Source organism: Pseudomonas endophytica (assembly GCF_001411475.1).
Classification (GTDB): Bacteria; Pseudomonadota; Gammaproteobacteria; order Pseudomonadales; family Pseudomonadaceae; genus Aquipseudomonas; species Aquipseudomonas endophytica.
Map to the genome: position 1 here is coordinate 1 of NZ_LLWH01000200.1, position 26,217 is coordinate 26,217.

The 26,217-nt window shown below is 55.8% G+C and carries 28 protein-coding genes and 1 tRNA gene; 10 read left to right on the forward strand and 19 right to left on the reverse strand.

Annotation, left to right across the window (positions count from 1 at the left end; translation table 11 throughout):
- On the forward strand, positions 1-885 hold an 885-nt coding region (locus AQS70_RS18240; protein ID WP_156355205.1), incomplete at its 5' end, for a YifB family Mg chelatase-like AAA ATPase.
- An 854-nt stretch (positions 886-1,739) separates the two neighbouring features.
- Here AQS70_RS18240 and AQS70_RS18250 read toward each other — a convergent pair.
- From AQS70_RS18250 to AQS70_RS18260, 3 genes are all read right to left on the reverse strand, one after another.
- The gene (locus AQS70_RS18250; RefSeq protein WP_055104151.1) at positions 1,740-2,426 is read right to left on the reverse strand and encodes a DUF4225 domain-containing protein; all 687 of its coding nucleotides are present in this window, start codon (positions 2,424-2,426) and stop codon (positions 1,740-1,742) included.
- Entirely contained in the window at positions 2,423-2,920 is a 498-nt protein-coding gene (locus tag AQS70_RS18255; protein ID WP_055104152.1) for an Hcp family type VI secretion system effector, read from the reverse strand. The genes AQS70_RS18250 and AQS70_RS18255 overlap by 4 nt, the downstream gene beginning before the upstream one ends.
- Positions 2,921-3,026: 106 nt before the next feature.
- Entirely contained in the window at positions 3,027-3,947 is a 921-nt protein-coding gene (locus AQS70_RS18260; RefSeq protein ID WP_055104153.1) for a LysR substrate-binding domain-containing protein, read from the reverse strand.
- 152 nt (positions 3,948-4,099) lie between these two features.
- On the opposite strand from AQS70_RS18260, the gene AQS70_RS18265 reads away from it, so the two are divergent.
- Complete coding sequence (locus AQS70_RS18265; RefSeq protein ID WP_055104174.1) at positions 4,100-5,491, forward strand: NorM family multidrug efflux MATE transporter; 1,392 nt, start codon at positions 4,100-4,102, stop codon at positions 5,489-5,491.
- Between the two features lie 17 nt (positions 5,492-5,508).
- On the opposite strand, the gene AQS70_RS18270 is transcribed toward AQS70_RS18265, so the two are convergent.
- Positions 5,509-7,179 (reverse strand): putative bifunctional diguanylate cyclase/phosphodiesterase, encoded by a 1,671-nt coding sequence (locus AQS70_RS18270; protein WP_055104154.1) that lies wholly within the window; start codon positions 7,177-7,179, stop codon positions 5,509-5,511.
- A 260-nt stretch (positions 7,180-7,439) separates the two neighbouring features.
- On the opposite strand from AQS70_RS18270, the gene rep reads away from it, so the two are divergent.
- Both rep and AQS70_RS18280 read left to right on the forward strand, forming a co-directional pair.
- The gene (rep, locus tag AQS70_RS18275; RefSeq protein WP_055104155.1) at positions 7,440-9,449 is read left to right on the forward strand and encodes a DNA helicase Rep; all 2,010 of its coding nucleotides are present in this window, start codon (positions 7,440-7,442) and stop codon (positions 9,447-9,449) included.
- 56 nt (positions 9,450-9,505) lie between these two features.
- Positions 9,506-10,078: a xanthine phosphoribosyltransferase gene (locus tag AQS70_RS18280; RefSeq protein WP_055104156.1), complete on the forward strand. Its 573-nt coding sequence runs from the start codon at positions 9,506-9,508 to the stop codon at positions 10,076-10,078.
- 225 nt (positions 10,079-10,303) lie between these two features.
- Here AQS70_RS18280 and AQS70_RS18285 read toward each other — a convergent pair whose 3' ends face one another.
- The 6 genes from AQS70_RS18285 to dadA form a co-directional block, all read right to left on the reverse strand.
- Positions 10,304-12,226, reverse strand: a complete 1,923-nt coding sequence (locus AQS70_RS18285; protein ID WP_055104157.1) for an acetyl-CoA hydrolase/transferase C-terminal domain-containing protein — start codon at positions 12,224-12,226, stop codon at positions 10,304-10,306.
- A gap of 178 nt (positions 12,227-12,404) precedes the next feature.
- Positions 12,405-12,821, reverse strand: a complete 417-nt coding sequence (locus AQS70_RS18290) for a c-type cytochrome (RefSeq protein ID WP_055104158.1) — start codon at positions 12,819-12,821, stop codon at positions 12,405-12,407.
- Positions 12,822-13,011: 190 nt separating this feature from the next.
- Positions 13,012-13,560 carry a cupin domain-containing protein gene (locus AQS70_RS18295; protein ID WP_055104159.1) on the reverse strand — a complete coding sequence of 183 codons (549 nt, stop codon included), beginning with the start codon at positions 13,558-13,560 and terminating at the stop codon, positions 13,012-13,014.
- Positions 13,561-13,687: 127 nt separating this feature from the next.
- Positions 13,688-14,761, reverse strand: a complete 1,074-nt coding sequence (gene alr, locus AQS70_RS18300) for an alanine racemase (protein WP_055104160.1) — start codon at positions 14,759-14,761, stop codon at positions 13,688-13,690.
- 100 nt (positions 14,762-14,861) lie between these two features.
- Positions 14,862-15,215, reverse strand: a complete 354-nt coding sequence (locus AQS70_RS18305; RefSeq protein WP_055104161.1) for a RidA family protein — start codon at positions 15,213-15,215, stop codon at positions 14,862-14,864.
- Entirely contained in the window at positions 15,187-16,488 is a 1,302-nt protein-coding gene (gene dadA, locus AQS70_RS18310) for a D-amino acid dehydrogenase (protein ID WP_055104162.1), read from the reverse strand. The genes AQS70_RS18305 and dadA overlap by 29 nt, the downstream gene beginning before the upstream one ends.
- A 156-nt stretch (positions 16,489-16,644) precedes the next feature.
- On the opposite strand from dadA, the gene AQS70_RS18315 reads away from it, so the two are divergent.
- Positions 16,645-17,133: an Lrp/AsnC ligand binding domain-containing protein gene (locus AQS70_RS18315; RefSeq protein ID WP_003437842.1), complete on the forward strand. Its 489-nt coding sequence runs from the start codon at positions 16,645-16,647 to the stop codon at positions 17,131-17,133.
- A gap of 28 nt (positions 17,134-17,161) precedes the next feature.
- Here the strand turns inward: AQS70_RS18315 and bipL are convergent, their stop codons facing one another.
- On the reverse strand, positions 17,162-18,103 hold the full coding sequence (gene bipL / locus AQS70_RS18320; protein WP_055104163.1) for a phospholipase BipL: 942 nt from the start codon (positions 18,101-18,103) through the stop codon (positions 17,162-17,164).
- A 110-nt stretch (positions 18,104-18,213) separates the two neighbouring features.
- On the opposite strand from bipL, the gene AQS70_RS18325 reads away from it, so the two are divergent.
- The gene (locus AQS70_RS18325; RefSeq protein WP_055104164.1) at positions 18,214-18,807 is read left to right on the forward strand and encodes a DUF6436 domain-containing protein; all 594 of its coding nucleotides are present in this window, start codon (positions 18,214-18,216) and stop codon (positions 18,805-18,807) included.
- 9 nt (positions 18,808-18,816) lie between these two features.
- Here the strand turns inward: AQS70_RS18325 and AQS70_RS18330 are convergent.
- The 7 genes from AQS70_RS18330 to AQS70_RS18360 all read right to left on the reverse strand — a co-directional run bounded on the left by AQS70_RS18330 (position 18,817) and on the right by AQS70_RS18360 (position 22,931).
- Positions 18,817-18,889 (reverse strand) — tRNA-Ile (locus AQS70_RS18330).
- Positions 18,880-19,455, reverse strand: a complete 576-nt coding sequence (locus AQS70_RS23420; protein ID WP_082428156.1) for an MFS transporter — start codon at positions 19,453-19,455, stop codon at positions 18,880-18,882. The genes AQS70_RS18330 and AQS70_RS23420 overlap by 10 nt, the downstream gene beginning before the upstream one ends.
- Before the next feature lie 13 nt (positions 19,456-19,468).
- Positions 19,469-20,254, reverse strand: coding sequence for an MFS transporter (locus AQS70_RS18340; protein WP_055104166.1), 786 nt, complete (start codon positions 20,252-20,254; stop codon positions 19,469-19,471).
- Between the two features lie 20 nt (positions 20,255-20,274).
- Positions 20,275-20,475 (reverse strand): hypothetical protein, encoded by a 201-nt coding sequence (locus AQS70_RS18345; RefSeq protein ID WP_156355207.1) that lies wholly within the window; start codon positions 20,473-20,475, stop codon positions 20,275-20,277.
- Between the two features lie 155 nt (positions 20,476-20,630).
- Positions 20,631-20,912 (reverse strand): hypothetical protein, encoded by a 282-nt coding sequence (locus tag AQS70_RS18350; RefSeq protein WP_055104168.1) that lies wholly within the window; start codon positions 20,910-20,912, stop codon positions 20,631-20,633.
- 580 nt (positions 20,913-21,492) lie between these two features.
- The gene (ubiA, locus tag AQS70_RS18355; protein ID WP_055104169.1) at positions 21,493-22,383 is read right to left on the reverse strand and encodes a 4-hydroxybenzoate octaprenyltransferase; all 891 of its coding nucleotides are present in this window, start codon (positions 22,381-22,383) and stop codon (positions 21,493-21,495) included.
- Positions 22,383-22,931, reverse strand: a complete 549-nt coding sequence (locus AQS70_RS18360) for a chorismate--pyruvate lyase family protein (protein WP_055104170.1) — start codon at positions 22,929-22,931, stop codon at positions 22,383-22,385. The genes ubiA and AQS70_RS18360 overlap by 1 nt, the downstream gene beginning before the upstream one ends.
- Positions 22,932-23,134: 203 nt before the next feature.
- Here AQS70_RS18360 and AQS70_RS18365 point away from each other — a divergent pair, with 203 nt between their 5' ends.
- The 4 genes from AQS70_RS18365 (at position 23,135) to AQS70_RS18380 (ending at position 25,534) form a co-directional block, all read left to right on the forward strand.
- Positions 23,135-23,302, forward strand: coding sequence for a rubredoxin (locus tag AQS70_RS18365; protein ID WP_002555879.1), 168 nt, complete (start codon positions 23,135-23,137; stop codon positions 23,300-23,302).
- A gap of 38 nt (positions 23,303-23,340) precedes the next feature.
- A complete protein-coding gene (locus tag AQS70_RS18370) occupies positions 23,341-24,489 on the forward strand; it encodes an NAD(P)/FAD-dependent oxidoreductase (RefSeq protein ID WP_055104171.1) in 1,149 nt (382 codons plus the stop codon).
- A 190-nt stretch (positions 24,490-24,679) separates the two neighbouring features.
- Positions 24,680-24,955 carry an HU family DNA-binding protein gene (locus AQS70_RS18375; RefSeq protein ID WP_055104172.1) on the forward strand — a complete coding sequence of 92 codons (276 nt, stop codon included), beginning with the start codon at positions 24,680-24,682 and terminating at the stop codon, positions 24,953-24,955.
- 198 nt (positions 24,956-25,153) lie between these two features.
- Entirely contained in the window at positions 25,154-25,534 is a 381-nt protein-coding gene (locus tag AQS70_RS18380; protein ID WP_055104173.1) for a hypothetical protein, read from the forward strand.
- A 22-nt stretch (positions 25,535-25,556) separates the two neighbouring features.
- Here the strand turns inward: AQS70_RS18380 and AQS70_RS18385 are convergent.
- On the reverse strand, positions 25,557-26,217 hold a 661-nt coding region (locus tag AQS70_RS18385; protein ID WP_162233915.1), incomplete at its 5' end, for a spore maturation protein.

The following is a 26,217-nucleotide window of genomic DNA, read 5'->3' on the forward strand; positions in this document are numbered from 1 at the left end:
TTACTGATTGCCGCCGCTGGAAGCCACAACCTGCTGTTCACCGGGCCACCTGGCACCGGTAAAACCTTGCTGGCCAGCCGCTTGCCTGGCTTGCTACCGCCCCTCAACGAGCAAGAGGCGCTGGAGGTGGCGGCCATCCAGTCAGTGGCCAGCCATGTGCCGTTGAGTTATTGGCCGCAGCGCCCGTTTCGTCAGCCGCACCATTCAGCGTCCGGCCCGGCCTTAGTCGGCGGTGGCTCCAAGCCACAGCCTGGCGAAATCACATTGGCGCATCACGGGGTGCTGTTTCTCGATGAGTTACCCGAGTTCGATCGCAAAGTGCTGGAAGTGCTGAGAGAGCCAATGGAATCGGGTTTTATCGTGATCGCTCGTGCGCGCGACCGCATGCGCTTCCCGGCACGCTTTCAGCTGGTCGCCGCCATGAACCCGTGCCCGTGTGGCTATTTGGGTGAGCCAACAGGGCGTTGTCGCTGCACGCCCGAGCAGATCCAGCGCTATCGCAATAAGCTCTCTGGCCCCCTGCTCGACCGCATTGATTTACACCTGACCGTGGCCCGCGAAACCACAGCCCTCAACCCTGCGCTGGCCTCTGGCGACACCACCGCCGCCGCTGCCACCCTCGTCGCCGCTGCCCGGCAGCGGCAGATACTGCGCCAAGGGTGCGCCAACGCATTTCTCGATTTGCCCGGCGTAAGAGCCCAGTGCCGACTGAGTGACGTGGACAACACCTGGCTTGAGAACGCGTGCGAACGAATGACCTTATCGCTAAGAGCCGCGCATCGGTTGTTGAAAGTAGCAAGGACCTTGGCGGATCTGGAGCAGGTTGAACGTATTGAGCGAAAGCATCTGGCGGAGGCGTTGCAGTACCGGCCGGTGAGTGGGTGATGGGTGTTTTGTAGGAAGTGTCTTTAAACTTGAGCGGGATCTTCTTTAAAACTTAGGTATATATCTTAAATGTCTCGATGACTGTTTTTCTAGTGGATGGCGCTGAACTTGAGAGGTATCTTTATTGTTGTTTAATAATCAAGGCATCCTTTTTTGTTGGCTACTGCGGTGAGCGTGTGCTGATTTTATTTCTATTAATGATTTTAATTCTTATGTTTGTGCCCGTGGGAGTAGAGATAGTTTCTGCGGCTTTTCTGGTAGCGTACTCAGCAATGTTATGGCTTGCTTTTAAAAGCCCTGCCCCTGAAGATCGAGGCATAGAACAATTAATTGACTCGAAAAGAAAGAGACAACTCTTAGTAATACGCTCTTGGGGAGCAAAATTTTTTTGGTTTTCCTATAGTGCTCTCATGTTTTTATGGCTGTTGTTATATGTCTTAGAAGAGATGTTATCTAGAAAGTAATGTAGTTAACATACGTGAGGGTGTACACCTAGGATCTAGGCATTTAAGTGTGAGAGGTTTAAAGCAGTGAGAAAAAAAATATCTATTTGCGGACTGTATTTGATTGTTTTAGCATCGTGCGTTTTTTACACAGGGTTTATTGTGTGGGGTATTGAGCTTTTAGTCGTTTTGAACGATGAGTTGATGTTTGCTATAAAAGGTGGGGTTTTTGTGAGTTTGGTGTTTTTGAACGTCCGTTATTGTATTCCACACTTGCGCAAGGTCTGGTAGTTCAGAGTGACAAGGCAGGCTTTAATTTTAGGGTGCAATCGCTAATGAGTTAAACCTTACCTATTTTCAGAGCGCACGTGAAAGTTAAACTATTTGCTGTACAACCCCGCGCAGATGCAGTTAGTCGGGCTTTACCTCTTTGGACATGGAGTAAATCGTAACGCCATCAACTGCTGCTTCAAAAAACAAAGCTACCTTTCCTGCTTGCTTATACGCTCTTTCGTAATTTATTGGGTCGTGCCTGAATAGCTGAATTGACTTTTCTTTTCGAATCAGTCGCGTCATTCCACCAACTGATAACATTAAGTCCATAGAGCCATACTGCATATTTCCTTGATAGACACTGCCCGCTCTCTGTTGATAGAAGTATCGTGTCGGACCTACAGTACTTGGTGATTCAGGACCGTTATAAATGTTCCCGACCCCCTCATAAATATTGTTTGTTCCGTGTGCAATAAATAGCGCTCCGAGTGGTACTCCTACCCCATAAGATGCGGCTGTCACTGCGACACCTAATTCAACCTGTGCCACCCCACCCGCCAGAGTAATCCCATTCATTGCATAAAACACCGCCTTATCACGCAGCGCCTTATGCTCATCCCAAAACGCCTCAAGCCCCTGCGCCGCGCTGATAACCCCGTCTTCAATGTCCTGATAAACCTCATCTGCAAAAGCCTTTATTTTTTCAAGAAAGGCCAGTCGGGTTGCGCCGTCATTGATATGTTGGGCACCTACTTTGCATCCCAGTGCCATGAGTTCGTCAGCGGCTTGGCTGACGTCTTGCAAAGTGCAGCGTGGCTCTGTCATTTTTCAGCCTGCCATGTCATCCCGGCGCTGGTGCTGGCGGTGATATGTTCGAGGATGATGTCGCCGTAACGAATGGCCACTGTTTCGATGGGTTGGGAGTCTCCACGCGAACTGGCAGGCGGTACGCTGAGGGCTATTTGTGTAATACGCGCTTCTCGTAATTCAATTTTGTAGTATTTCTCTTCACTGGCTGTCACTGAAGTTCGATAAAGATGAATGGTGCACTTTATGTTTTCGCCATCATCCAAAGCCTTAGCCAGCAGGGGCGATGATTTATCAACGTATTTCGTGATGACGACAGGTAAGTGTCTGGCATTGCTGCCGAGATCACAGCTGTTGTTACCTGCGAGTAGGCCGTGGTCGACAGATAACACCATGATTTCATCGACATGGGTGGCTTGGCATTTTTTGCCCATGGATTCAGGCGTTGAGCAACCGGCAGATATGAGCCCACTGTTGATACCGGAGATACTCATATAACTGTTGTTAGCCATGAATTAACTGCCTCATAAAATGGGTGGCGGGCAGTCTATAGCGGGTTGTTTTGGAGCATGCGTAGGGCGATTCTGAATAGTGCGCAGGAAGTGATAGTTGCCTTGGTTACTCCAGCCGATCCACTGCCGGCAGCTCCATTGCAGCGACTTCCTGTTGTAAAAAATCGCTTAGGCGACGCAAGCGTTCGCCGCCGGGCCGGGTTTTTGGCCACACCAAGTAGTAGTGCTCGCCGCTGGCCACTGCCGTGGGGAATGGCAGGCTCAAACGGTTCTGGGCGACGTCTTCGGCCACCATTAGTAAATCGCCCATGGAAATACCATAACCCCGGGCTGCCGCGATCATGCCCAGTTCCAAGGTATCGAAGACTTGCCCGCCTTTGAGCGACACCTGAGTGCTGAGGCCCATGCAGTCGAGCCAGCGTCGCCAGTCTCGACGGTCGGGGGTGGGGTGTAGCAGCTCGGTCGCCGCCAAGCGCGTTGCATCCCAAGGTTGCTCGTCGAGCAGATTCGCTGCTCCCACGGGGATCAGCATTTCTGGAAACAATCGAGTGGCCTCCCAGTCGGGTGGAAAGTGACCTTTGCCTAGCAACACGGCGCAGTCGAACGGCTCTTGGTTAAAGTCCACGTGGTCGATGTCCATCCAAGCGCTGGTCAGTTGTACTTCGTTACCCGCCTGTAAGTGGCGAAAGCGACTGAGGCGCGCCAGTAACCAGCGCATGGTCAGGGTCGAAGGTGCCTTCATACGCAAAATGCCATCTTCGGCGCGTAACGTCGTACATGCGCGTTCTAAAGCCCCAAATCCTTCACGCACGCCCGGTAACAACAACCGCGCCGCTTCGGTAAGTTGCAACGTACGGCCGTTGCGTTGAAACAGGCGGCAAGCGAAATGCGCCTCTAGGGTTTTGATATGTCGACTGACCGCACTTTGAGTGATCGACAGCTCTTCTGCGGCGCGGGTAAAGGAGCTATGACGAGCGGCTGCCTCGAAGGCGCGCAAAGCATAAAGCGGAGGAAGACTACGAGACATGAGGGTTAATCCTATAGCGCGTCAGATAAACACTGAATATACGACACGTAGTATGAGTATTAGTCATGCCACGTATCGTTTTTATCCTTTTGCTTAAAACACTCAACACGCCGAGAATCAAGCCTTTCAACGCACTTAAAGAAATTTTAACGATGACCAAACAGCATCCAGTACGTCTCGAACTAGGGTCTATTTTGCGGCTTGCCGGGCCGCTGATTGCCTCGCAGTTGGCGCACATGCTGATGGTGTTAACCGACACCTTGATGATGGCACGGCTGAGTCCCGAGGCATTGGCCGGTGGTAGCTTGGGCGCTGCGAGCTATTCGTTTGTATCGATTTTCTGCATTGGTGTGATTGCAGCGGTCGGTACGCTGGTGTCGATCCGCCAGGGTGCGGGTGACATAGAGGGCGCCACCCGGCTCACGCAAGCCGGTTTATGGCTGGCCTGGGCGCTGGCGTTGGTCGGGGCGTTGCTGTTGTGGAACATAAAACCCCTGTTGTTGCTGTTTGGTCAGACGCCAACCAACGTCGAGGCCGCCGGTCAGTTTTTAATGCTGCTGCCTCTGGCCCTGCCCGGTTATATGACCTTTATGGCCTTGCGCGGTTTTACCAGCGCCATGGGGCGGGCAACGCCGGTCATGGTCATCAGCGTGATCGGCACCGTTGCCAACTTTTTACTTAATTACGCATTGATCACTGGCATGTTCGGCCTGCCTAAATTGGGCCTAGTGGGCATTGGGTTGGTCACAGCGATTGTGGCAACCAGCATGGCGCTGGGCTTGGCCTGGCATATTCGCCGTCATCCGGCCTACGACGCTTACCCGATTAGCAAAGATCTATCGCGGATTAATCTGACTTACCTACGCGAGTTATGGCGCCTCGGTCTGCCGATTGGTGGCACTTATGCTGTCGAAGTCGGGCTGTTTGCTTTTGCGGCGTTGTGCATAGGCACGATGGGCAGTACGCAGTTAGCGGCCCATCAAATCGCTTTGCAGATTGTATCCGTGGCGTTCATGGTTCCGGCAGGCATGTCCTACGCGGTGACTATGCGCATTGGCCAGCACTATGGTCGTGGTGACTTGCTTGGGGCGCGCTTGGCGGGCCGGGTGGGTATTGGTTTTGGCGCGGCTGTCATGCTCGGATTTTCTGTGGTGTTCTGGTTTTGGCCCAGCCAGTTGATTGGTTTGTTTTTGGACTACAACGATCCGGCCTTTCGCCCGGTGTTTGAACTGGCGGTCAGCCTACTGGCGGTGGCAGCTTGGTTCGAGTTGTTCGATGGCACGCAAACTATCGCCATGGGCGCAATTCGTGGGCTCAAAGATGCCAAAACCACCTTTTTGGTTGGGCTGTTTTGCTATTGGGTCATCGGTGCGCCGATGGCCTGGTTGATGGCCTTCTCTTTGGGCTGGGGGCCAACGGGCGTGTGGTGGGGCTTAGCTCTGGGTTTGGCGTGCGCGTCGTTGGGCCTGACATGGGCATTCGAGTGGAAGATGCGCCGCATGCTCAAGCGCGAGCGCAAGGTGGAGCCCTTAGTTGGCGCATAGTGTGTTGAATACAAGCGTTAATGAGCGTCGAGAGCGACTTTTTGTTGAGCGCCAAACGCTAAATATTCAATCAGTTCAGGTATCGGTAACGGCTTGCTTATCAAATAGCCTTGCACCTGATCGCAGCCGAACTCGCGTAAAAGCGCCAGTTGCTCACGGGTTTCTACGCCTTCGGCGACCACTTGCAGTTGAAGGTTTTGCGCCAGATTGATCATAGCGTGAACCAGTTTCAGGTTTTCTTCACGATCTTCCATACCGCCGACAAAGCTTTTGTCGATTTTCAGCAGCGTGATCGGCAAGCTGTTGAGGTGCACAAACGATGAGAAACCGGTTCCAAAATCATCCAGCGAAAAGCGCACGCCCAGCCGCCCCAGAGCGTCCATGGTTTGCTTAACCATGTCGCTTCGACGCATGACAGCCGTTTCGGTCAATTCAAATTCCAGCCATTGAGCGTCAATGGCATGTTCGCTGATCAAGCGGCTGAGGGTCGAAAGCAACTGGTTATCTTGAAATTGGCGAAACGACAGATTGACGGCCATATGCAGTGGCGCAAGGCCGTGTTCACGCAATGCTTGCATGTCCCGTAGCGCCCGAGAAATAACCCAGTAACCGAGTGGTACGATTAATCCGCTTTGCTCGGCCAACGGCACAAATTCGCTGGGCGCCAGCAAGCCACGCTCGGCATGACGCCAGCGTACTAAGGCTTCTACTCCCACAATATGGCCTGTGCCCAAGTGCAGACGCGGCTGGTAGTGCAGCTCCAGCTCGTCACGGCGCAAGGCGCGGCGCAACTCGCTTTCTAGGTCGGCGAGGCTGCGAGCATTGCGATTGATACGTTCGTCGAATACGTGATACGTGCAGCCTTGGGTGCTTTTGGCCTGCTGCATGGCGATGTGCGCGTGCCACATTAAAGGGTCTGCTCCGGCATTTGCATGCGCGTGAGCAATGCCCAAGCTGCAGCCAATTAACAGGCTTTCATCGTCGATCCAATACGACTCGGCCATGACTTCGATAATGCGTTCAGCCATCCACGCGGCGCGTTCAGGTGCACGGCGGGTGTCGATCAGCAGGGCGAATTCGTCGCTGCCCAATCGCGCCAATTGATCGCACGGTTCGAGTTGGCTTTTAAGGCGTGCGACCACTTGTAAGATCAGGCGGTCGCCGGCCTGATGCCCTAGGGCGTCATTGGCATGGCGAAAGTTGTCGAGGTCTAAGTGCCCCAAGGCGACGCCGTGACCATTGTTTTCAGCCAACCTTACTGCGAGTAGGGTCTGAAAGCCTTGTCGGTTAGCGATACCAGTGAGCGGATCTTCTTCGGCCAAGCGGTGCAACGTATGCTCGAGCAGGCCACGTTCTTGAACATGGCGCAGGCTACGGCGCAGTACGTCACTGTTCAGTGTTGATCGAACCAACCAGTCGCTGACTCCGAGGGGCGTGGATTCGGGCTCCGCATCCAGCAACAGAATGGTGGCTAAGGGGCAGCGACCTGCCGCGGGTTGCAGCGCAGGGGTAGTCAGAAGTAGCGCGTTCTGAGCGTTTTCGAATAGAAAACTCACCGACTCCCAACTCGGTGCACACATTAATACGGCGACGTTTCCCATGGGCGCCAGACACTCGCGCAATAACGCTGCCCAAGTCGGCTCTTTGGCCAATAGCAGCAAACGCAAGGGTTCGACAGGCGTAGACAAGCTAGCTCCCTAGACTCTGCATAAATTCAGGCGATGGGCATTATGACGCGCCATTAGCTAATGGCAAATGACAGTCGTTATCAAATACACCTAGTAAACGCATTGTGAGCGAAAAATTTAAACAGCCAAGATCCTGCGGCAAAGTAACAAATGCGCAGAATTTAGATAGAGGGCTACGTCACACTGTCGCAGAGTGGCAGCAATATCTGTTCAGCCTGTTAAAATGCCCGCCCTTTTTGCACGCGATCTTCAATTCCGTCATGTCCCGACTCAATCCCCGGCAGCAAGAAGCCGTGAACTACGTCGGCGGCCCTCTTTTGGTGCTCGCCGGCGCAGGCTCCGGCAAAACCAGCGTGATTACCCGAAAAATCGCGCACCTTATTCAGAACTGCGGCATCCGTGCCCAGTACATTGTCGCCATGACCTTTACCAATAAGGCTGCGCGCGAGATGAAAGAGCGCGTTGGTACGTTGCTCAAAAAAGGTGAAGGCCGTGGGCTGACGGTAAGCACGTTTCATAACCTTGGGCTCAACATCATCCGCAAGGAACACGCACGGCTGGGCTATAAGCCGGGCTTTTCGATCTTTGACGAGGCCGACGTCAAGGCGCTGATGACTGACATCATGCAAAAGGAATACTCGGGTGATGACGGGGTTGATGAAATCAAGAACATGATCGGCTCGTGGAAAAACGACCTGATCCTGCCGCCTCAAGCCCTAGAGAATGCGCGCAACCCCAAAGAACAGACGGCGGCCATCGTTTACACCCACTATCAGCGCACCCTCAAAGCCTACAACGCGGTGGACTTTGACGACCTGATCCTGTTGCCGGTGAAGCTGTTTGAAGAGCACTCAGACATTCTGGAAAAGTGGCAGAACAAGGTTCGCTACTTGTTGGTGGACGAATACCAAGACACCAACGCCAGCCAATACTTGCTGGTCAAATACCTAATCGGCAGCCGCAACCAGTTCACAGTGGTGGGCGACGATGACCAGTCGATTTATGCCTGGCGTGGTGCCCGCCCGGAAAACCTGATGTTGCTCAAGGACGATTACCCGTCCCTGAAAGTGGTGATGCTGGAGCAAAACTATCGCTCCACGAGTCGCATTCTGCGCTGCGCCAACGTGTTGATCTCGAACAACCCGCACGCCTTCGAGAAGCAACTGTGGAGCGACATGGGTCACGGCGACGAAATACGCGTGATTCGCTGCCGTAATGAAGACGCCGAGGCCGAGCGCGTTGCGGTCGAGATCCTGACCCTGCACCTGCGCACCGACCGCCCTTACAGCGATTTTGCGATCCTCTATCGCGGTAACTACCAGGCAAAACTGATTGAACTGAAGTTGCAGCATCATCAGATTCCTTATCGTTTGTCGGGCGGGAACAGCTTTTTCGGACGTCAGGAAGTGAAAGACCTGATGGCCTACTTCCGGCTGATCGTGAACCCGGATGACGACAACGCCTTCTTACGAGTTATCAATGTCCCACGGCGTGAGATCGGTTCGACCACCCTAGAAAAACTGGGTAACTACGCCACTGAGCGCAAAATCTCTATGTACGCGGCGACTGATGAAATCGGTCTGAGCGAGCATCTGGACAGCCGTTACACGGAGCGTCTAGTCCGTTTTAAACGGTTTATGGACCGCGTGCGTGAGCATTGCTCGGGCGAAGACCCGATTGCCGCGTTGCGCAGCATGATTATGGACATCGACTACGAGAACTGGCTGCGCACCAACAGTTCTAGCGAAAAGGCTGCCGATTACCGCATGTCTAACGTTTGGTTCTTGGTCGAGGCGTTGAAAAACACCCTCGAGAAAGACGAAGACGGTGGCATGACCATTGAGGAAGCTATCGGCAAGCTGGTGTTGCGCGACATGCTCGAGCGACAGCAAGAAGAGGAAGAAGGCGCCGAAGGCGTGCAGATGATGACGCTGCATGCCTCCAAGGGGCTGGAGTTCCCCTACGTGTTCATCATGGGCATGGAAGAAGAAATCCTGCCGCACCGCTCCAGTATCGAAGCAGACACCATCGAGGAAGAACGCCGCTTGGCCTACGTGGGGATCACCCGCGCACGTCAGACCTTGGCGTTTACCTTTGCGGCCAAGCGCAAGCAGTACGGCGAAATCATTGATTGCGCGCCGAGCCGCTTCCTCGATGAGTTGCCGCCGGACGATCTGGCTTGGGAAGGCAATGATGACACCCCCACCGAAGTGAAAGCGGTTCGCGGCAATACGGCATTGGCCGATATACGCGCGATGTTAAAACGCTAAAATCGACTATTTTTTACTCTACCTTCAGCGCATAGGCGCTATTTGAGGACGTTACGTTGGAAGCACTGCACAAGAAAATTCGCGAAGAAGGCATCGTGCTTTCCGATCAGGTGTTGAAGGTCGATGCCTTTTTGAATCACCAGATTGATCCACAGCTGATGAGAGAAATCGGCGATGAGTTCGCGCGTCTGTTCGCTGATGCCGGCATCACCAAGATCGTTACCATCGAGGCCTCGGGCATTGCGCCGGCCGTAATGACCGGCCTGAATCTCGGCGTTCCGGTGATCTTTGCCCGCAAGCACCAGTCCTTGACCCTGACAGAAAACCTGCTGACGGCCACGGTGTACTCGTTCACCAAGCAAACCGAAAGCACTGTTGCTATTTCGCCTCGTCACCTGAAAAGTACCGACCGCGTGTTGGTGATCGACGATTTCTTGGCGAACGGCAAAGCGTCGCAGGCACTGATTTCGATTATCAAGCAAGCGGGCGCCACCGTTGCTGGCTTGGGTATCGTGATCGAGAAGTCCTTCCAAGGCGGTCGTGCCGAGCTGGACTCACAGGGTTACCGCGTCGAGTCTTTAGCCCGTGTCCAGTCCCTGGCCGATGGCAAAGTGACGTTTATCGAGTAACTCGCAACGCCGAAGGCTGCGATCTTTTCAAGATCAACAGATCGCGAGCAAGCTCGCTACAGGTTGCGGCCATGTGCCGGGATTTTTTGGCCTCCACCCTGTAGGAGCTGCCGAGGTACGAAGGCTGCGATCTTTTGATCTTAAAAACAAAGATCGCAGCCTTCGGCAGCTCCTACAGGGTTGGCCAGCGTTTATCGAGTGGCACACAACACCGCGTAGGGGCGGTTATTTAGCGGTCGCCTGTAAACCCGCCAGCAACACGCGCTGATACACCTCTTCGCGCAGCCCGTCCGGGTTCGTCAGGTTCATGCGCGCCAAGTGGTCGGGGAATGCCTGCGCTGAAGGCGCTTCGAGTGTGGCCTTGCCGAGTCTGTAGATTTGCGTGAGCTTGAATTTGCTTTTGAGCCAATTCAACGCGCGCAGCAGGTCTTGCTCTTGTGCACTGAAATCGCTGCCCAGCGGGTACTCCGGGAATAAGTGCGGATGGCGAGCGGCAATCGCCTGTAAGCGTTCTGGGCTGTTGTCAGCAAAGCGTGGGTCTAGGCAAAACGCTTCGGGCAGTTTGCCTGCTTGCTGTGCCTGAGCGATCAATTCGGTTTGGAAGCGTGAATCAGTGATATTGAGCAGCGCTTCGATCACCTGCCGATCCGTTTTGCCGCGCAAATCTGCAATACCGTACTCGGTGACCACGATGTCACGTAAATGGCGCGGGATCGTGCAATGGCCGTATTCCCAGACGATATTCGAGCTAACCTCCCCCCCGGACTCGCGCCAACTGCGCAAGATCATCACCGAGCGCGCATCGTGCAGCGCATGAGCCTGTGCCACAAAGTTGTACTGCCCGCCGACCCCGCTGAGCACGCGACCATCTTCTAGCTGATCTGCCACCCCTGCCCCCAGCAGCGTCACCGTGAACGCGCTGTTTACAAAGCGCGCATCACGGCGTTGCAGGCGTTTTAAAGCTTCTTGGCCATACAGCTCGTTGATGTAGCTGATGGCGGTCATGTTGAATTCGGCGCGTTTACTGAGGGGTAATTCGTTTAAACGCCGATAAAAATCACGCGGCCCCAGCAGAAAACCGCCATGAACACTGACGCCATCGGTGTGCAGGCTTTCGTCCAGCGCACCCGCATTGGCTTGGGTTTGGCGCTCTACATCGGGGTAAACCTTGCGTCGCACAATGCCGGCATCGACCAACACCATGAGCCCGTGCACAAACATTTCGCTGCAGCCATATAAGCCTTGGGCAAAGGGGTCGATCCCGCCTTCGCGCTCAATTAGGTGGCGCCACGGCGTGAGGTCAATGTCGTCGAGCAAGGCGCGGTAGCCTTCGCTGTCGGCTTGGCGTGCCAGTAAGGACGCTGTCAGCGCATCACCCATAGAGCCGATGCCGATCTGCAAGGTGCCACCATCGCGGATCAACGTACTGGCATGGTGGCCAATAAAATGGTCTTGCAGGCTGACAGGCATGCTGGGCGTGGAGAACAGCGTGGTGCGCTCCTCGTCGTCGATCAGCAGGTCGAACGCTTCCGCCTTCAGCTCTGAGTCACCGGGCATGTAGGGCAAGTCGCTGTGTACTTGGCCGAACATCAGAATGATTTCACCTGCCGCACGGCGCTTGGCGATCATGGGTAGCAGATCTAGGGTGATATCAGGGTTACAGCTCAGGCTCAGACGATTGGCGTCCTGTGGATCGCGGGCAACCAGTTGCGCCACCAGATTCAAACCGCTGGCATTGATATCGCGGGCGGCGTGGCTGTAATTGCTGCTGACGTAATCCTGTTGTGCAGGGGCACTGTTGAGCAGACTGCCCGGTTGCATGAAGAACTGTTCGACGTTGATGTTGGGCGCAAGGCTGTTGTGCTGCAGGTCGGCGAGGTAGTCCAGCTCGATATAGTCGCCAAACACCCGCTCTACGAAGGGTTGTAGAAAGCGCTTTTGCAAACCATCGCCTAAGGGCGGCCGACCCAGACTCAAGGCGGTGTAGATCGTTAGTCGGCGTTCAGGTAATTGTTTGATTCGTTGGTACAGCGCATTGACGAACCGATTGGCTTTACCCAGACCCAGCGGCAAACCCAAGTGGATATGTGCGGGTAGCCGAGTCAGTGCTTCATCGACTGCGCGCTCGATCGAACAAGACTGCACCATCTGATCCTCCAATAGCTTTCATGTCTAACGGATAGACCGAGAGTGACTGGAGTGGGTTCTAAAGAGCAAGGCTAAAAACCGAAACCCCGAACCCGTGTCAACGCTCAATTGCTCGCGATCTCCCAAAAGATCGCGAGCAATTGAGCGTCGACCGGCTGCTCTTACAGGGCGGTGTGCGTTACAGGCCGGACATCTTCTGGATAGCCGCTTTAAGCTCGGGATCGCTGCATTCGCCGCAGGTGCCTTTGGGCGGCATGGCGTTGAGCCCGGTAATCGCCTTGGCTAAAAGCCCATCAAGGCCGCCTTCTTTATCGGCGCGCTCCTTCCAAGCGGCGGTGTCGCCGATTTTGGGGGCTTCCAGCAGGCCGATGCTGTGGCAGGCGGTGCAATGTTTGGCAATGATTTCATCGGCAGGCATCCCGCTACCCGCCCCACCGCTGACAGCCGCGGTCGCGCCACCGCCGGCGCAGGTTTCGCCTTGAACGCAGACTTTGCCGACCGGTTCGAGGCGCTTCGCGATCTCATCATCCGTCGTTGCTTGGGCGTTGACAGCCCATAGGGCAATTACTGTTGCTGGTACGGCCAGCATTTTCATAATTAGGTTCACGCGTACACCCTCAATGGTGGCTATTCACGCCCACAACCACGGTTTTGCGGGCGGCGAGAGTATAACGATTAGCCTGACGCACTGAAACAACCCTATTTTTAGAAGGGAAATAGGTGGGGCGAATTAAAACCGCGGGCGCTGCTAGAGTCGCGTAGAGCGCCGTGTTTAGGTTCAGACCTCAGAAATTCGCTGGGGTCGCTGCGCTGATTAGTCGCGCCGGAACATCGAACGGATTACGGAAACGATGCGGTTTCGAACTCTCGAAGTAGTAACTGTCACCCGCCTCAAGCACGAACGTCTCTAGGCCGACAGTCAACTCAAGGCGACCTTCGACAAGGATCCCGGTTTCTTCGCCTTCGTGGGTCAGCATTTCATCCCCGGTGTCAGCGCCCGGTGGGTAAATCTCATTGAGAAAGGCAATAGCCCGGCTCGGATGCGCCTTGCCCACCAGTTTCATGGTGACCGCGCCGTCTGAGATGTCGATCAACTCATTGGCTTTGTAGACAATCTGAGTTGGTTTCTCTTGAAGGATTTCTTCGGAAAAGAACTCGACCATAGACATCGGAATACCACTCAGCACTTTTCTCAGCGAGCTGATAGACGGGCTCACGCTGTTCTTTTCGATCATCGAAATTGTGCTGTTTGTCACACCGGCGCGCTTGGCAAGCTCGCGCTGTGACAAACCTTTAATTTTGCGGATGGATTGCAGTCGTTCACCGACGTCCAATGCAGGAGCCTCCTAGGTATCAGATTCAGGTCAAGTTCGCGCCATCATGGCGATAGTGTTCAGTATTTACAACACTTTGACTTCAAACCTGCATGCCCAATTGGCTCTGCACATTGCACATAACCCATCAGCTACCGGAATAGAGGCGTGGCGCTCGTTTCAGGTTGCAAAAAATCTCGTAGGGAATGGTTTCAGCGTGTTGGGCGACTTCGCTGGCGAGGATGTTTTTGCCCCACAACTCAACCGTAGAGCCCAGCCCCGCTTGTGGTACATCGGTGAGGTCGATGCACAGCATGTCCATTGAAACCCGGCCCAGCAGTTGGCTGCGCTGACCCGCTACCAAGACGGGGGTGCCGGTTGGCGCATGACGTGGGTAACCGTCGGCATAGCCCATAGCAACCACCCCGATGCGCATGGGCTTTGGGGTGATGAATTTTGCGCCATAACCCACCGGTTCTCCGGCGGGTAGCTCGCGCACGCCGATCACTTTGGACTCTAAGGTCATCACCGGTTGCAGGTGTGCGGCGTGAATTTGGGGCTCTTCGAAGGGGCTCGCGCCATACAGCATCAGGCCAGGGCGCACCCAATCGCTCGGTGCGCTTGGCCAGCCGAGGATGGCGGGCGAGTTGCGCAAGCTGACTTCGGCAGACAAATCGACGCGGGCGGCTTCAAACACGGCAATTTGTTCTTCGCTGCGTGGGCAGTTCAGTTCATCGGCGCGAGCGAAGTGGCTCATGAGCACAATCTTGGATGCTTTGCCGCTGGCTTGCAGGCGCTGGTAAGCGGATTTGAAATCGCTTGGGTGCAGGCCAACGCGGTGCATGCCGGTGTCGAGTTTCAGCCACACCTGAATCGGCTTACCCAGTTTGGCCTGCTCGATGGCATCGAGTTGCCACAGCGACTGCACCACGCACCACAGGTCATGTTCGACGATCAGTGGCAATTCATCCGCTTCAAAAAAGCCTTCAAGCAGCAGGATTGGCGCGCGTATCCCGGCGGCGCGCAGCTCCAGCGCCTCTTCGATACAGGCGACAGCAAAACCATTGGCCTGGGCCTCTAAGGCTTGGGCGCAACGGACTGCACCGTGGCCATAGGCGTCGGCCTTGAGCACGGCGAGGGCTTTGGCCCCCGTCACTTCACGGGCCAATTGATAGTTGTGACGCAGGGCTTGAAGGTCGATCAGGGCACGGGCTGGGCGCATGGCGGCAGGCTTCTAACGGCAATTGAATAAAAATCGGTGCGAACCCACGGGGTTAATCGTGTGCCGCACCGCAAGAGGGACTTTTATGTAAACGGTGACGTTACGGCAGTGCGGCTACAACCGACACTTCAACGAGAATCTCTGGTTCGCACAGTTTGGCCTCAACGGTGGCGCGGGCGGGTTGTACGCCTTTTGGCAGCCACTCATCCCACACACTGTTCATGCCTGCAAAATCGGCATCAATATCCTTTAGGTAAATGGTCGCTGACAAAATGTGGTTTTTGTCGGTGCCCGCCAGATCCAGCAAGTGCTCAATATTGGCTAAGGTTTCGCGAGTCTGCTGTTCAACACCTGCGCTCATGTTGTCGCCGACTTGGCCTGACAGGTAAACAGTACCGTTGTGAGCCACAATCTGGCTCATGCGTTCATTGGTGAGCTGGCGCTGGATTGACATGTTTTGCAGTCTCCTGTGGGTTGCCGTAACGAGAAATATCGAGGCCTTCGGCGCTGATTTGTGGAGTCTTTTTAGCCATCACGTCAGCAAGGAAGCGGCCTGAGCCGCAGGCCATGGTCCAGCCGAGTGTGCCATGGCCAGTATTCAAGAACAGATTTTTGAAGGGGGTAGCGCCCACAATCGGCGTGCCGTCCGGCGTGGCTGGGCGCAGGCCGGTCCAGAAGTTGGCTTGGCTCAAGTCACCGCCCTGAGGGTAAAGGTCGTTGACGCACATCTCTAGGGTTTCGCGACGTTGTTGATTCAGCGACAGGTCAAAACCGGCAATTTCAGCCATGCCGCCCACACGAATGCGGTTGTCAAAACGGGTAATCGCGATTTTGTAGGTTTCATCCAGAATGGTCGAGGTTGGCGCCATGTCCGGGTTGGTGATCGGAATCGTCAGCGAGTAACCCTTAAGCGGATAAACCGGCGCCTTGATCCCCAGTGGCTTGAGCATCTGCGGCGAGTAGCTGCCCAAAGCCAGCACGTAGCGGTCTGCGGTTTCGAGTCTGCCGTCGATCAGCACGCCATTAATCCGGTCGCCTGCGTAGTCCAAACGCTGAATGTCTTGGCCGAAGCGGAATTCAACCCCCAAGTCTTTGGCCATTTCAGCCAAACGGGTAGTAAACATCTGGCAGTCACCGGTTTGGTCATTCGGCAGACGCAAAGCCCCTGCCAAAATGTCAGTGACGCTGGCCAGCGCTGGCTCAACCCGCGCAATGCCTTCACGGTCCAACAGCTCAAATGGTACGCCCGACTCTTTGAGTACGGCGATGTCTTTGGCCGCGCCGTCCAGTTGTGCTTGGGTGCGAAACAGTTGGGTGGTGCCGAGGTTGCGAGCCTCGTAGGCAATGCCGGTTTCGGCGCGCAGCTCATCGAGGCAGTCGCGGCTGTACTCGGACAGGCGCACCATGCGCTCTTTGTTCACCGCATACCGGCTGGCGGTGCAATTGCGCAGCATCTGCGCCATCCACAAGTATTGGTCGATATTACCGGTGGCTTTGATTGCCAAGGGTGCGTGGCGCTCCATCAGCCATTTAATGGCCTTGAGTGGTACGCCCGGCGCGGCCCACGGCGAGGCGTAGCCTGGGGACACTTGGCCGGCGTTGGCGAAGCTGGTTTCCATCGCCACGGCAGGTTGACGGTCTACGACAACAACGTCGAATCCGGCTCGAGCCAGATAATAGGCGCTGGCCGTCCCAATAACGCCGCCACCCAATACCATAACGCGCATATTCTTATCCCTCATCGCGGCCTGCCGCAGACGTTTATTATTCAAAGCGAAGATGTGTGCAGTATAAGAAGCATTGGCCAGTGAGTTTCACTGTATAAACCGCTATATTTGGCGACAATTCTCGGCCGAATCGCTTTTTACAAAGGAGAATCTCCTATGCGTACAAATCACCAAACCAAGCGCGAATTAGACAAGATCGACCGCAACATTTTGCGCATCTTGCAGGCTGACGGCCGCATCTCGTTTACCGAATTGGGCGAGAAAGTCGGGTTGTCGACCACGCCGTGTACCGAGCGGGTACGCAGGCTGGAGCGTGAAGGGATCATCATGGGCTACAACGCTCGGCTAAACCCGCAGCACTTGCAGGGCAGCTTGCTGGTCTTTGTCGAGATCAGCCTCGACTACAAGTCCGGCGACACCTTTGAAGAGTTCCGACGTGCCGTGCTGAAATTGCCGCATGTCTTGGAGTGCCATTTGGTGTCCGGGGACTTCGATTATTTGGTGAAAGCACGGATTTCCGAGATGGCGTCGTACCGTAAATTGCTGGGCGATATTTTGCTCAAGTTGCCTCATGTACGTGAGTCAAAGAGCTACATCGTGATGGAAGAAGTCAAAGAAAGCCTCAACCTGCCGATCCCGGATTAGATCTCGCTCCTATCGCGGGTATTTGCGGTCAGAAGTGCTGATCCAAAAACGCAAGATACTGCGCCCGAATATCGGCGGTTTCATTCGCCAAATGGTGTCTAGCCTCTGGTATCAACAGCACCTTGGGTTGATAAAACTTGGCGTCCAGCACCGCGAGGTTGTGTTGCCAGTCTACGGTTTTGTCCGCCTGACCCTGAATCACTAAGGGTTGGCGGGCGCTCGCAGGCATCGCCTCAATGCGCGGAATCCAGCGCGCCATGGCACCGACCCAAGCCGTTGGTAGGCGTACGGGTTGTAACGGGTCGGCCTGCAAAAACGGCATAAACTCAGGGTCGTTGGTGTTTTCGCTGAAACGTCGCTCAATGCCTTTAACGAACGGTCTGAGCAAGTAATAGCTGAGCTTTGACCACTGCCAGTCTCTGGGCCGTACTAACGGTGCCAGCAAGACTGCCTGACCTTGAGCCGGAGTTTTATCGCCGTAATGCAGCAAGTGATCCAGCACTACCGCGCCGCCGGTACTTTGCCCAAGCAAATGCCAAGGTTGAGGCAGTGACAGGGACTGGGCTTCGATAAATAGACCTTGCAGCGCCTCTTGGTACTGATTGAAATCGCCAATACTGGCGCGCTCTCCACTGGAGAGGCCATGCCCTGGCAAGTCGCAGGCAATGACCACAAAACCGTGATCCAAACCCCACTCAATCAGATGACGGTACAGCCCCATGTGATCGTAAAAGCCGTGGATCACAAACAGCGTTGCCACGGGGGTGGACTCAGGCCACCAGACCTGGCTGACCAGATCGAAGCCCCCTGCGCTGAAGCGCCCCAACTGTCGACGTACTGGCGCTGTACGCTGCGGGAAGTCCAAGCCATAAAAATGTTGGTACGCCAAATCCTCACTCGATAAAGGCTGACCTGCGGCTAACGGTTGTAAATGAGAGCGCAGGGATTCGGGGGAAAACGCGGCGGGCATAGAGGGTTCCAAACAGTAAGGCGTGAAGGCTGAACAGTCTTTATAGACCGACGATAGTCTGCTGTCCGTTTAAGCATGGCAAGCTATGCGCCCTTTCTGGAGCATTCAGCATGCCCGTATCGACCCCTAAGACTTGGCTTTCTTGGCTGCTGGTGCTGACCTGCGCCATAGGTGTGTGGGCGGCCTACCATTGGTTTGAGGGGCGTTACCTCCGTGCGTTCAACGACCAGACGGCCTTATTTGCCGGTGACGTGCTGGCCCTGCCCGCTGAACTCGCTGGGCCAGGGCCGATTCGCGTGGTGCACTTCTGGGACCCCGCTTGCCCGTGCAATGTTGGCAACCAGCAGCACCTTAGCGAATTGCTGGCGACCTACGCGCCGCAAGGTGTCGACTTTTATGCGGTGCAAAAGCCCGGCACCCACGGCCAGTTGCCCGCCACTTTGGGCGCGATCAAACCCTTGCCCACCCTACCCGGCGCTGAACGGCTGAGCGTCAGCCCGGCGGTTGCCATCTGGGATCGCAGCGGCCAACTGGCCTACTTCGGCCCCTACAGCGAAGGCGTCACCTGCAACGCCAGCAACAGCTTCATCGAACCCGTGCTGCAGGCATTGATCCAAGGCCGCAGCGTCAGCGCTACCCATACCCTGGCGGTGGGATGTTATTGCTCGTGGTCGTCGAAACAGTCACCGCCCATGCGGCTTTGAAAGCAATGATTGGCCGGGAAGGGCTCGAACCTTCCACCTCACCCTTATCAAGAGTGCGCTCTACCCGCTGAGCTACCGGCCAGTTAACTTATCCACAGCCTGTTTACCTGCATGCCCATCCCAATAGCGCTGTCCTGCCCACAGCATCAAGCTGGCGACGAAACAACAGAGGGCGAGGCTGGTAAATACCGCCTGAATGTCCAGCATTGCGCCAGTACTGCGTCCAGCGAGAATGACACCGAAGCCAGCCGCCAAGGTGATGATGGTTTTGGTCAGGCCGCTGGCCACTCCCGCTACGTGCTCACCCACAACAGCCTGCGTTGCGATTAAGGTCAGCGCATTGGCGACCCCTAAAAATCCGCCACACAAGGTGACCAGCAACAGATAGAGCAACTCGCTTTGTGCAAACGCAGCGCCCAGCAGTAACGTCGCGCTGGCGCACAGGCAGGTAGCCATCGCTCTCACTGCGCCAGATGGCGGGATGCGGCCAGCAATGGGCCCACCGCAGGCCAGAAGCACCGCAGGGCCAAGGAATGCGACACCTGCTTGCAAGGGGCTCAACCCCCAGACGCTTTGCAACGACAACGGCACCACAAACAGATGCACTACCGTCGAGGTATTCACCACGGCCCCGGCTAACGTCAACATCCAGTACGGTGCATTACGAAACAGGCAGGGAGCGATCAGAGGGGGGGGCGGCGTGTTTTTCGCGCCAGGCGAACAGGCTGAAACTGAGCACCAGTGCGCCGACGATCAAGACCGTTTGCGGGCTTGCCCATGCGCGAGTGCCCAGTTCATCCAGCAAGAAGCCGAAGGCAACCAGCCCCACACTGACCAACAGCAACCCCAGCCAATCAACGGCTGTGCGCTCGCTTGGCGTGTGCTGCCCGGCTATTGGCCAACAACACCCGAGTGCAAACAGCACCACGGGCAGATTGATCCAGAAAATAAACCGCCAACTGAGCCATTGGCTCATCGCTGCCCCTATAAAAGGGCCAATCACCGTGGCGATCGCCCCAAGCCCTAGCGCCAAACCCATTGCCCGACCGCGACGTGCGCTGGGGTACACATGGCTCAACAGTGCGAGGCCCGAGGGCATGATGCAGGCGGCGCCGATGCCCTGGAGCACACGCGCAGCAATCAGCCCGTTCAGTGTCGGCGTAACGGCACACAGCAATGACGCCAGGCCGAACAGCGACAGCCCTGTGCACAACATACGGCGATGGCCAATACCATCACTCAACCGCCCGGCAGCCAGCATAAACGTACCGACGCAGAGCAAATAGCCACTCACCACCCACTTAACGTGAGCAACCGACGCCGCAAAATCATGGGCGATGGGCAGTAGCGCCAGATTCAATGCAAACGCATCCAGCTGAATACAAAAAATCCCGGCTGAAAAGGCCAGTAATGCCAGACGTTGTGACCGCTCAGAAGTAGATCTCATAGCCACCTGCGGGTTAGCGTTCAATACAGGCCCACTGAATGGGGTTGGTACGTCTGGTCAAGAATGGATGTGAGGAACTGCTCAAAGTCGGCCACTAACTCAAGGCCATGCTGTGGCTTATAGGTGTAAAGGCCTTCGCACATCTGCTTATCGAGGCTGCTGTCGAGAAACAACGCGTATGAAAAACGGTCCTCTTTGGCATGTTCAGGTCGCTGCTGCACGACCCTGTGTGCGACTGCCGCGACGGGCCTAGCTGTGTGCCGGGTCAGGATCAATCGTACACCCGACACGAAGCTGCTTTAGAGGCCGTTGGGCCTACAAAAATAGGACAGTTGCGCACTCCATCGCAGCCTCGAGCCTCGTCAGCGACTACAGGTCAGGCGCTCATGCCGCGCTGTTGGACGACGTCGAAGATGTCGTTGGCATCTTGTAGCAATAGGCGGGCGATGTTGGTGACAGTGCTTATGTCGCTCGGGTCGTTGTTGTCCATTGGGCTACAGGCAAAGACGGTGAGTAATTTGTGCAACGCGTGTAGGCGTTCGGCCACGCAGGCATGTAAATCAGACAACGGTGCTTGGCTGTCGATAAAGAGCACGGGAGCTTGGGTGGTCAGGGTGTCGAGGGGGATAAAGCGCTGGTGCGGGGTTTGGGTGGTCATGAATACAGTACCTATAGAGAACCAAAAGTACTGTCACCGTTCGCTGCGAAACGAGTTAGGTGGCAGTTGTACGCGGGTTCGCAGACCGAGCTATAGGTTCCTCGGCAGACCCGAAGGTCTCCCACGTACAACCGCCATAAAACGAAATTGCAGGAACAAATAAGCTCTTGCAAGTAGATTTTTGGCGAGTGATACCTATAGCGGTTGGGCTGCGAAACCCTGTCACTGACCAAGGTCAGCGAACGGAATGGACTATAGGTGGCGACTTATTCACAGGCAAGTTTACTCCTGTACGCCTGCGCTGGATTATCTGTAGGAGACTCCCTGTCGTCCAGACGAGGCACAAAGGCTGCGATCCACTGCTGGCAGTCGTTGGATGCATCTCTATTTTTGTAGGAGCTGGCGCAGCCTGCGATCTTTTGATCTTTTATCGCAACATCAAAAGATCGCAGCCTGCGGCAGCTCCTACGCGGGGTATTTGTCTGCCAACACACCGTGTGGTGTCTTTTTAAATCAATAACTTACTTCATGTTTGATAGGAGCGAGCACGCTCGCTCCTACAGTGGGAAGTGGGGTTGGGTTATTTCAGTGCGTAATTCAGTACGATCCCCGCAAAGATTGCCAAGCCAGCCCAGTGGTTGTGCAAAAACGCTTTGAAGCAGCGCTGCGGGTCGCGGTTGCGGGTGTACCAGAACTCCCACACAAAACACCCCGCCGCCGCTAGCAGGCCGAGGTGGAACCAGCCGCCTAGGTCAAAGTGTGCACCGGCCAGCAGTAAGCAGCCCAGCGCCAAGCCTTGCAGGCAAAGGATGATCACGCGATCCGCATCACCAAACAGGATGGCGGTGGATTTGACGCCGATTTTTAGGTCGTCGTCGCGGTCGGTCATGGCGTAGTAGGTGTCGTAACCCACGGTCCATAGCAGGTTGGCGATGTACAGCAACCACGCCGCCGCAGGCAGGCTGCCGGTTTCGGCGGTGAAGGCCATGGGCATGCCCCACGAGAACGCCGCGCCCAGCACCACTTGCGGGTAGTAGGTGTAGCGCTTCATGAATGGGTAGGTAGCGGCGAGCGCCAACCCACCGAATGACAGCCAGATGGTGGTGGCGTTGGTGCACAGCACGAGTAGGAAGCTGACGCCCATGAGCAGCGCAAAAAACACTAAAGCTTCTTTGCTGCTGATTTTTCCGCTGACCAGAGGCCGCTGTTCGGTACGTTTGACGTGGCCGTCGACTTTGCGGTCGGCGAAGTCGTTGATCACGCAGCCGCCCGCTCGGGTCAGGATCACGCCAAACACAAAGATCAGCAGGATGCCGAGTGAAGGCACGCCCTCGGCGGCAATCCACAGGGCCCACAAGGTTGGCCACAGCAGCAAGTAAATGCCGATCGGCTTGTCCATCCGGGCCAGTTGGATAAAGTCCCAGGCACGCGGGTTCAGGCGGTTTAGTGATTTGAGCAGGCTCAGGTACATCAGGTGTTCTCCGACCGGGTACTCAGGGCGACCCACAGATTAGGCAAGAAGACTTCGGCCACCAGCAGGCTTAACGGGCCGCGCGTGAAGCGGGAGCGGCGCGCCCACAGGCCATCAACTTGGTCAACAGTTGGGTAGCTGCACACCTGCAATGCGCCGCGCTCAAAGGCGTCATCGCAAAACAGCAACTCGCCCAGTGAGCGTGTGCCTAGCGCGTCCATGTTCAAGCCGCCTTCTTGCAGGGCACTTTTTGCCGCGACGCTGCGGGCAAACACCCACGGTTGCTGATGGCCGAGTAAGTGCACCTCGCGCACCCAGCCCTGACTGTTCTCAGGTAAGTCGAGGGCGGCGCACTCGTCGGCGCGCAGTGTTTGCCAGCCTTCGAATAGCGGTAGTACGCTGAAAGCACCGTCTGAAAGAGCAGTAAGACGGCGGGTTAAAGACCCTTGATCGAACAACCAGTCGAGGGTTTGTTCATCGGGCAATGTCAGAAGATCGCTTTGCTCAAGCCAGACAGGCGAGACCAGCGGGAAAGTTATGTGCGGCACGGTGGGTCATAATTGGCAGCCATTGAGGTCGGCGAGCTTATCACGCGGATCTTTGTATGAGCGTTTGAGCGGCCATTGGCAGTCGCCGTACTTGCATCTGTCGGTGTTGATCAGTACAAACGCCCTGAAATTCAGCGAGCAACACGGCCGATTGATAAGAGCCTGTGCCCTCGCCCCCAGCCTGAACGAAAGGAAGTACCCCTGTGAAAAAGTGGCAATGCATCGTCTGTGGACTGATTTATAACGAAGCCGATGGTTGGCCAGATGACGGCATCGCCCCTGGCACGCTATGGCAAGACGTCCCTGAAGACTGGCTGTGCCCAGACTGCGGGGTTGGCAAGATGGATTTCGAAATGATCGAAATCGGCTGATCTGCCATCTTTTAAATTGATTCACCTTGGAGATTGGAATGAACGCACCTGTGGTGATCGTTGGTACTGGGCTGGCTGGCTATAACTTGGCCCGGGAGTTTCGCAAGCTGGACAGCGAAACGCCTCTGCTGTTGATCACGTCCGACGACGGGCGCTCCTACTCCAAGCCGATGCTGTCTACCGGCTTTGGCAAGAATAAAGAAGCCGACGGCTTGTGTATGGCGATGCCTGGCGCCATGGCCGAGCAGCTCAAGGCGCAAGTGCGCACTCATACACGTGTCAGCGGGATTGATCCGGGCCACAAGCAATTGTGGATCGGTGAGGAAGCGGTGCCCTACCGCGACTTGATTCTGGCGTGGGGCGCGCAATCGGTGCAGGTGCCGATTGAAGGCGATGCGCAGGATGCGATCTTCTCGATCAATGACCTCGAAGACTACGCCCGCTTTCGTGCGGCAGCCGCGGGCAAGCGTCGAGTGCTGATCTTAGGGGTCGGCCTGATCGGCTGCGAATTCGCCAATGATTTGCTCGCGGGCGGCTACGAGGTTGAGCTTGTGGCGCCGTGTGAACAACTGATGCCGACCCTGCTGCATCCTGCCGCTGCCGCAGCGCTGCAATCAGGTCTTGAAAGCCTGGGCGCGCGCTTCCACCTCGGCCCGCTTCTGACCCGCTTGCAACGCTCAGAGACTGGACTGGAGGCTCATTTGTCGGACGCCAGCGTCATTGCCTGTGATGTGGTGGTGTCGGCTATTGGCCTGCGTCCACGGACCGATTTGGCCGCCGCCGCTGGGATTCGAGTCAACCGCGGCATTGAAGTGGACCGTCAGCTCAACACGTCTCACGACAACATCTACGCGCTGGGTGACTGCGCGCAGGTCGATGGTCTGAGCTTGCTCTACGTGATGCCGCTGATGAGCTGCGTACGTGCGTTGGCACAAACGCTGGCGGGTAATCCGACAGCAGTTAGCTACGGAGCAATGCCAATTACTGTCAAAACGCCAGCTTGCCCGCTGGTGGTTTCGCCGGTGCCGCGGGGTTATGAGGGTGTCTGGACGGTGGAAGGTCAGGGTACAGACATCAAAGCGTTATGCCGCGATGCTGACGGTCAACTGCTCGGCTATGCGCTGACGGGTGAGGCCGTTCGCGAGAAACTGGCGCTGAACAAAGAGTTACCCGCTCTACTGGCGTAAACGCCTTACGCTTTGTCGTGTACGTCATTGCTATGTCTCAACAAAGCGTCTGCTGAGGGTGGCGTGTGTCATGGGCGCATGCCATCCTCACACCTGTCTGCCGCAGAGTAGAGCCTGCGGCGCCTTGGTCGCTGCTCCATAGAAGAGCAGCACGGACATAACAACAAAAAACCGTCAAAGAGGCTTCATCATGCGTAAACCAGAACTCGCCGCCGCTATCGCTGAAAAGGCTGACCTCACTAAAGAGCAAGCCAGTCGCGTACTCAATGCTGTGCTTGAAGAAATCACCAACGCCCTGCACCGCAAAGACAGCGTCACGCTGGTCGGCTTCGGTACCTTTATCCAGCGCCATCGTGGTGCACGTACCGGGCAAAACCCGCAAACCGGTGAGCCGGTCAAAATCAAAGCCAGCAACACCGTGGCCTTTAAGCCCGGCAAATTCCTTAAAGACAGCGTCAACCCTTAAGTCAGGGCTAGGCCGCTATGCGAAGCGGTCTTAAGGAACGGGCAAGCTGGCTTGCCCGCTCTTAATCATCACGGGGTTGATCATGCGGCCATAAGTGGCAAAAAACCGTGTATCTGCGCCTAATTTATCAAGACTGTGGTTTTATCCGTTCAAATCGTTACACTGCGCCGGCTCACTATTTCCCCCGAGGCCGCGTACATGAAATTTCGTTTTCTGCTCTGGATGCTGGGCTTTTTGATGGGCAAGGCCAGCCGCAAAAATCCAGCGTTTCAACAGCAATTAGTCGATAAAGACTTAGTTTTCCAGCTGCAAACCCTAGACGGCACAATCGCCCGTCACTTCAAAGTTAAAGACCAGCGCATTACCAGCCATTCGGGCTTATACCCGGATCCGGTGTTTGCCATCGCCTTTAAAGATGCAGCGTATGGCTTTGACACGATGCAAGCCAAGAACAAGCAGTTGGCGTTCATGACCGGGATTCAGGACAAGTCGATTCAGATCAAAGGTAATCCGGCGCAGGTCATCTGGTTTCAGGGCCTTACCAAGTACCTCAAGCCGCGTAAGAAGCCCAAGGCTTGATCGTCAAATTGTTGGAGCGAGCTTAGCCAAAGAACCAGTAGCACACCGCAATCGCTGCCACCACGCCCGCAAATTCGGCCAGCAAAGCGCAGCTGACGGCGTGTCTGGCGCGTTGGATGCCGACTGCGCCGAAGTACACCGCCAGCACATAGAACGTGGTTTCCGTACTGCCCTGCACTGTTGCCGCTACTAATGCTGGGAAGCTGTCCACGCCTTGGGTCTGCATGGTTTCAATTAGCAATGCGCGCGCCGCGCTGCCTGAAAAGGGTTTGACCATCGCCGTCGGCAGCGCATCAACAAAGCGGGTGTCCCAGCCCAGCCACTCGACTAAATGGCGAATCCCATCCAGGCCAAAGTCCAGCGCGCCCGAGGCCCGCAATACACCGACCGCGCAGAGCATCGCCACCAGATACGGCAGCAGGTTCTTGGCCACGTCGAAGCCTTCCTTGGCCCCTTCGACGAACGCTTCATAAACCTTGACCTTGCGCAGTGCTCCAATCACCAGAAACAGCATGATCAGCCCGAATAACGTCAAGTTGCCCAGAATCGAGGACAGGCTGGCCAATGCGGCCGCTGACAGGCTCGCGAGCAACGCCATAAACCCGCCCAGAATCAATGCGCCCGGCACCAGATACGCTAACACCACCGGGTCCCACAGCCGCAGACGTTGGACGATAGCCACC

Bases quoted from the DNA above. Each gene is read 5' to 3' on its own strand.
- AQS70_RS18250 (WP_055104151.1), bottom strand. From the start codon at position 2,426: ATGACAGAGCCACGCTGCACTTTGCAAGACGTCAGCCAAGCCGCTGAC.
- AQS70_RS18255 (WP_055104152.1), bottom strand. From the start codon at position 2,920: ATGGCTAACAACAGTTATATGAGTATCTCCGGTATCAACAGTGGGCTC.
- AQS70_RS18260 (WP_055104153.1), bottom strand. From the start codon at position 3,947: ATGTCTCGTAGTCTTCCTCCGCTTTATGCTTTGCGCGCCTTCGAGGCA.
- AQS70_RS18265 (WP_055104174.1), top strand. From the start codon at position 4,100: ATGACCAAACAGCATCCAGTACGTCTCGAACTAGGGTCTATTTTGCGG.
- rep (WP_055104155.1), top strand. From the start codon at position 7,440: ATGTCCCGACTCAATCCCCGGCAGCAAGAAGCCGTGAACTACGTCGGC.
- AQS70_RS18285 (WP_055104157.1), bottom strand. From the start codon at position 12,226: ATGGTGCAGTCTTGTTCGATCGAGCGCGCAGTCGATGAAGCACTGACT.
- AQS70_RS18290 (WP_055104158.1), bottom strand. From the start codon at position 12,821: ATGAAAATGCTGGCCGTACCAGCAACAGTAATTGCCCTATGGGCTGTC.
- alr (WP_055104160.1), bottom strand. From the start codon at position 14,761: ATGCGCCCAGCCCGTGCCCTGATCGACCTTCAAGCCCTGCGTCACAAC.
- AQS70_RS18305 (WP_055104161.1), bottom strand. From the start codon at position 15,215: ATGTCAATCCAGCGCCAGCTCACCAATGAACGCATGAGCCAGATTGTG.
- dadA (WP_055104162.1), bottom strand. From the start codon at position 16,488: ATGCGCGTTATGGTATTGGGTGGCGGCGTTATTGGGACGGCCAGCGCC.
- AQS70_RS18315 (WP_003437842.1), top strand. From the start codon at position 16,645: ATGCGTACAAATCACCAAACCAAGCGCGAATTAGACAAGATCGACCGC.
- bipL (WP_055104163.1), bottom strand. From the start codon at position 18,103: ATGCCCGCCGCGTTTTCCCCCGAATCCCTGCGCTCTCATTTACAACCG.
- AQS70_RS18325 (WP_055104164.1), top strand. From the start codon at position 18,214: ATGCCCGTATCGACCCCTAAGACTTGGCTTTCTTGGCTGCTGGTGCTG.
- AQS70_RS23420 (WP_082428156.1), bottom strand. From the start codon at position 19,455: ATGTTGACGTTAGCCGGGGCCGTGGTGAATACCTCGACGGTAGTGCAT.
- AQS70_RS18340 (WP_055104166.1), bottom strand. From the start codon at position 20,254: ATGAGATCTACTTCTGAGCGGTCACAACGTCTGGCATTACTGGCCTTT.
- AQS70_RS18350 (WP_055104168.1), bottom strand. From the start codon at position 20,912: ATGACCACCCAAACCCCGCACCAGCGCTTTATCCCCCTCGACACCCTG.
- ubiA (WP_055104169.1), bottom strand. From the start codon at position 22,383: ATGTACCTGAGCCTGCTCAAATCACTAAACCGCCTGAACCCGCGTGCC.
- AQS70_RS18370 (WP_055104171.1), top strand. From the start codon at position 23,341: ATGAACGCACCTGTGGTGATCGTTGGTACTGGGCTGGCTGGCTATAAC.
- AQS70_RS18375 (WP_055104172.1), top strand. From the start codon at position 24,680: ATGCGTAAACCAGAACTCGCCGCCGCTATCGCTGAAAAGGCTGACCTC.
- AQS70_RS18380 (WP_055104173.1), top strand. From the start codon at position 25,154: ATGAAATTTCGTTTTCTGCTCTGGATGCTGGGCTTTTTGATGGGCAAG.